Source organism: Cellulomonas septica, from assembly GCF_012396155.1.
In the GTDB taxonomy this organism is placed as follows: domain Bacteria; phylum Actinomycetota; class Actinomycetes; order Actinomycetales; family Cellulomonadaceae; genus Cellulomonas; species Cellulomonas septica.
Map to the genome: position 1 here is coordinate 1 of NZ_JAAXOY010000215.1, position 5073 is coordinate 5073.

At 73.6% G+C, this 5073-nt stretch carries 4 protein-coding genes; 2 read left to right on the forward strand and 2 right to left on the reverse strand.

Features of this window, described 5'->3' with window-relative positions; translation table 11 throughout:
- The first annotated feature begins 161 nt into the window (after window positions 1-161).
- Entirely contained in the window at window positions 162-1733 is a 1572-nt protein-coding gene (locus tag HGA02_RS09775; protein ID WP_168678843.1) for a methyltransferase domain-containing protein, read from the forward strand.
- Window positions 1734-1796: 63 nt separating this feature from the next.
- On the opposite strand, the gene HGA02_RS09780 is transcribed toward HGA02_RS09775, so the two are convergent.
- Window positions 1797-2495 (reverse strand): potassium channel family protein, encoded by a 699-nt coding sequence (locus HGA02_RS09780; RefSeq protein ID WP_124343406.1) that lies wholly within the window; start codon window positions 2493-2495, stop codon window positions 1797-1799.
- Complete coding sequence (locus HGA02_RS09785) at window positions 2488-3864, reverse strand: TrkH family potassium uptake protein (protein WP_168678844.1); 1377 nt, start codon at window positions 3862-3864, stop codon at window positions 2488-2490. The genes HGA02_RS09780 and HGA02_RS09785 overlap by 8 nt, the downstream gene beginning before the upstream one ends.
- Window positions 3865-4041: 177 nt before the next feature.
- On the opposite strand from HGA02_RS09785, the gene HGA02_RS09790 reads away from it, so the two are divergent.
- The coding region (locus HGA02_RS09790; RefSeq protein WP_168678845.1) for an acetoin utilization protein AcuC at window positions 4042-5073 on the forward strand (1032 nt) is incomplete at its 3' end.

Here is a 5073-nt window from a genome sequence, read left to right on the forward strand (position 1 = left end):
ACCGGTGAAGGACGAGTGGCTCGTCAAGGCGCTGGGCGTCCTCGCGCAGATGCCCGTCATGCCGTCCCGGTACCTGCCGCGCGTCGTCGACCTGTCGGTCTCCGGTCCCGCCCGCCCGCGGGCCGCCACGCCCTGACCCTCACGCCCGTCCCCGGAGAACCATGCCCCCGGTCTCGCTCGTCCTGTTCCCGGGACGCCACCACCTCGTCACCGCGTTCCAGGTCGACTACCTGCGCTCCCTGCTCGACGGTCACGAGGTCGACGACGCGGGCCGCCCGATCGAGGTCGCGCCCGGCGCCGAGGTGGTGTGGGCGGTCACGTCCGCGACGCACACCGGCACGCGCCGCAACCCGCTGCCCGCGCACCGCCGTGAGTCCCTCGTCGAGCGCGTGAGCGTCGCCGCGGACCTGCCGTCCGTCGTCGCCCCGGTCGCCGACGTGCCGCCGTCGGCCCGCTTCGCGAGCACCGTCCTCGCGTCGGTCGAGCTCACGACCGGCCGCCGCCCGACGCCGGAGAACACGGTCGTCGCGTGCTCGACGCCCGAGGTCGCGGCGCTGTACGCCGCCGCCGGGTTCCGCGTCGCACCCGTCGAGGCCGGCGTCACGCCCGCGCCGCCGCGGCCGTGGGACGTGCTCGAGCGCGTGGTCGCGGACGACCCGTCCTGGCGGGACCTCGCGCACCCGCAGACGGTCGCGTTCTACGACCGCTACCGGCTCGCCGACCAGATCCGGCTCATCCACACCGACCCGACCGTCGGCTCGGAGGGCGACCTCACCGAGACGCGCGACTACCGCACGTACACCGCGGCGTTCGACGACGCGTCGGACCGCAAGTGGACGCAGGTCGCGCCGCACGTCGTGCCCGGCACGGTCGTCGACCTCGGCTGCGCCGCAGGCGGCCTGCTGGAGCGTGCCGCGCGCGACCCGCGGCTCGTCGAGTCCGACCTGTACGGCGTCGACGTGTCCCGGCACCTCGTCGCCGAGGCCGAGCACCGCAAGGCGCAGGGGGTCTTCGCCAACCCCAACGTGTTCTTCGCGCAGCGCAACCTGCTGCGGTCGTCGGTCTTCCCGGAGTCGTCGGTCAGCACCACCATCACGGTGGCGCTCACGCACGAGATCTCGTCCTACGGCAACGGCGTCGCGGACCTGCGCCTGCTGGCCGAGCGGATCTTCCGCCACACCGCCCCGGGCGGCGTCTGGATCAACAGCGACGTCCTCGGCCCCGACGACGGCGACCGCCTGGTCGACCTGGTCCTCGACGGCCCCGTGCGCCCCGACCGCGCGGTCGCGGCGGACCTGTCCGGGCGCGACCGCGCCTCGGTGCACGACCACGTCGACGCCCTCACGCCCGCCGAGCGGTTCGTGCAGTTCGCGCACGACTTCCCGGCGCTGTCGGGTGCCGACCTCGCGGTGAAGGCGCAGGTCGCCGACGCTGCGACCGCGACCGTCACGCTGCCGCTGCGCGGCGCGATGGAGTTCCTCACGACCCGCGACTACGTCGACTCGTGGCTGTCGGAGTGCCACGAGCGGTTCTGCGACATGACGTGGGCCGACTGGGTCGACCTGCTGACGTCGGTCGGCTTCGAGGTCGCCGTCGGCTCGGCCCCGTGGACCAACGACTGGCTCGTCGAGAACCGCCTCTCGGTCGGCGCCGCGCTCCGCGACCCCGCCACGGGCGACCCGGTCCCGTGGCCGGTCACGCACCTGCTCATGGTGGCCCGCAAGCCCCGCTGACCCGGGACCACCGGACCCGGCCCCGCGCGACCCCCGGCGGCCTCCCGCGCCCCGCGCCCCGCGTCAGGGGCGGGCGGCGAAGCGCTCCAGCAGCTCGGCGTGGCCGGACACGATGATGATGTCGTTCTGCGAGATGCGGGTCTCGGGCGTCGCGTAGACGAAGTCGATGCCCGGGCTCTTCACGCCGATGACCGTCACGCCGTAGCGCTCGCGGATGTTGGACTGCGCGAGCGTGAAGCCCTGCGTCTCCTTCGGCGGGCGCATCTTCACGACGGTGAACCCGTCCTCGACCTCGATGTAGTCGAGCAGCTTGCCGGACACCAGGTGCGCCACGCGCGAGCCGGCATCGGCCTCGGGGAGGATCACGTGGTGCGCGCCGATGCGCTGCAGGATGCGCGCGTGCTCGGCGGAGATCGCCTTGGCCCAGATCTGCGGGATCCCCATGTCGACGAGGTTCCCGGCGATGAGCACGGACGCCTCGATGTAGGACCCGACGCCGACGACGGCGACGGGGAAGTCGCGCGCGCCGAGCTGCTCGAGCGCCTCGGGGTTGGTCGCGTCGGCCTCGACGAGCGGCACGCGTCCGGCCCACTGGACGACGAGGTCGGGGTCCCGCTCGACGGCGAGCACGTCCTGGCCCAGGCGGTCCAGGGTGGCGGCGATCGCGGACCCGAACCGGCCGAGCCCGATGACGAGGACGCCCGCGTCCTTCTTCGACCCGCGCCCGGTGGTGCGGGCGGTGTCCCGCGAGGTGTCAGCCAATGATCGGCCTTTCTTCCGGCAGCCGGATGACCCGACGACGGTTGCGCAGCGCGAGCGCCGCCGCAAGCGTCATCGTGCCGGTCCGGCCGATGAACATGAGCACGGTGAGCACGTACTTCCCGGCGTCGGGCAGGTCCATCGTGATGCCGGTGGACAGGCCGCACGTGGCGAACGCCGAGATGGTCTCGAAGAGGATGACGTCGAGCGCCTCGCCGGTGATCGCGAGCAGCAGCAGCGACGCGACGAGCACGAACGTCGCGGAGATGAACGACACCGCGATCGCGACCTGCAGCGCCTCGCGCGGGATGCGCCGGCCGTACGCCTCGACGTCGCGGTCGCCACGCGCCTCGGCGACGATCGCGAGCAGCATGACGGCGAGCGTCGTGACCTTGATGCCGCCCGCGGTCGACGCGGAGCCGCCGCCGACGAACATGAGCGCGTCCATGAGCAGCCACGTGCCCTCGTGCATCTCGGCGATGTCGAAGGTCGTGAAGCCGCCCGAGCGCGGCATGACGCCCGCGAACAGCGACGCGAGGAACGTCGCGCTCGGGTCGAGCCCGCCGAACGTCTCGGGGTTGGTCCACTCGAACGCGGCGACGATGAGCGACCCGAACACGACGAGCGCGACGCTCGTGGTCAGCGTGAGCTTCGAGTGCAGGTTCCAGCGCCGCGGGCGGCGCAGGCTGCCGGCGATGTTGAGGATGACGGGGAAGCCGAGCGAGCCGACGAACACGCCGACGATGATCGGCAGGAGCACCCACCAGTCGGACGCGTAGGGGAACAGCCCGTCGGGCGTCGGGACGAAGCCCGCGTTGTTGAACGAGGAGACGCCGTAGAAGATCGCGTGCCAGGCGGCCTCGCCCCAGCTCTCGTCGTACATGTGGAACCGCGGCAGCAGGATCAGCGCGATCGCGACCTCGAACGCGGTCGACGTGATGATGACCGTGTTGACCAGCGAGCCGACCTCGCCGAGCCGCGTGAACTTCGTCTCCGACGACACGAGCAGCCGCTGCGTCAGGCCGAGGCGCCGGCTCACCGCGAGGCCGAGCAGCGACGCGAGCGTCATGACGCCCAGGCCGCCGATCTTGATCGCCACGAGGATGACGACGAGCCCCCACGTCGACCAGTACTCACCGGTCGGCACCGTGACCAGGCCCGTGACCGTCGTCGCGGACGTCGCGGTGAACAGCGCGTCGGCGAACGGCGCCTGCTCGCCCGACGTGGTGGCCCACGGCGCGAGGAGGAGCGCCGTGATGAGCGCGATGACCGACCCGAACACGCCGAGCGCGAGCCGTGCGGGCGACTGGCGTGCGGCTCGGTCGACGAGCTCGCGCACGTGCCACCTCATGCCCGGCCCGCCCCGCGCCATCGAACCTCCGCCTCGTGCCCACCGGCGCCCGCCGGACGGGCCCATGCTGGCACGCCGGACGGTCCGGCTCGACACGTGCCCGCGCGTGCCGCCGGTGTCGCCCGGCCGGACCCGCCCCGCGCCCACGCCGGGCGGGTCGGATCGACACGGACGGGCGGCGGGTGCGACGGTGTCCGCATGACGTCGCGGGGGCTGCACCCACCCGTCCAGGCCCGGGTGGTGTGGTCCGTCGACATGCTCGCCTACGACTTCGGCCACGGGCACCCGATGACCTCCGAGCGCGTCGAGCTGACGATCCGCCTGGCCGAGGCGCTGGACCTGCTCGGCGGCCCCGAGGTCGACCTCGTCGACGCACCGCCCGCCGACGACGCGCTGCTCCTCACGGTCCACGAAGCGGAGTACGTCGCCGCGGTCAAGGCGGCCTCCGAGCACGGGACCCGGGACCCGTTGCGCGGCCTCGGCACGACGGACGACCCGGTGTTCCCCCGCATGCACGAGGCCGCGGCACGCGTCGTGACGGGGACGGTCGACTCGGCGCTCGCGGTGTGGGAGGGCCGCGCCGAGCACGCCGTGAACGTCACGGGCGGCCTGCACCACGCGATGCCGGGCGCGGCGTCGGGGTTCTGCGTGTACAACGACGCGGCGGTCGCGATCAGGTCGCTGCTCGCGGCGGGGGCGACCCGCGTCGCGTACGTGGACGTCGACGCGCACCACGGCGACGGCGTCCAGACGGTCTTCTGGGACGACCCGCGCGTGCTCACCATCTCGGTGCACGAGAGCGGCGCGGGACTGTTCCCGGGCACGGGGTTCGCGCGCGAGATCGGCGGCGCGGACGCGATGGGGTCGGTCGTCAACGTCGCGCTCCCCGCGGGGACCGGCGACACCGGCTGGCTGCGGGCGATCGACGCGATCGTGCCCGCGGCGGTGCGCGAGTTCCGCCCCGACGTGCTCGTGACGCAGCACGGCTGCGACTCGCACCTCATGGACCCGCTCACGCACCTGCGCGTCTCGGTCGACGGCCAGCGCGCGGCCGCGGAGCTGCTGCACGACCTCGCGCACGAGGTCGCAGGCGGCCGGTGGGTCGCGCTCGGCGGCGGCGGGTACGCGGTGCTCGACGTGGTGCCGCGGTCGTGGACGCACCTGCTCGGCATCGCGGCGCACCGGCCGGTCGCGCCCGAGACCGACGTGCCGACGGCGTGGCGCGAGCTG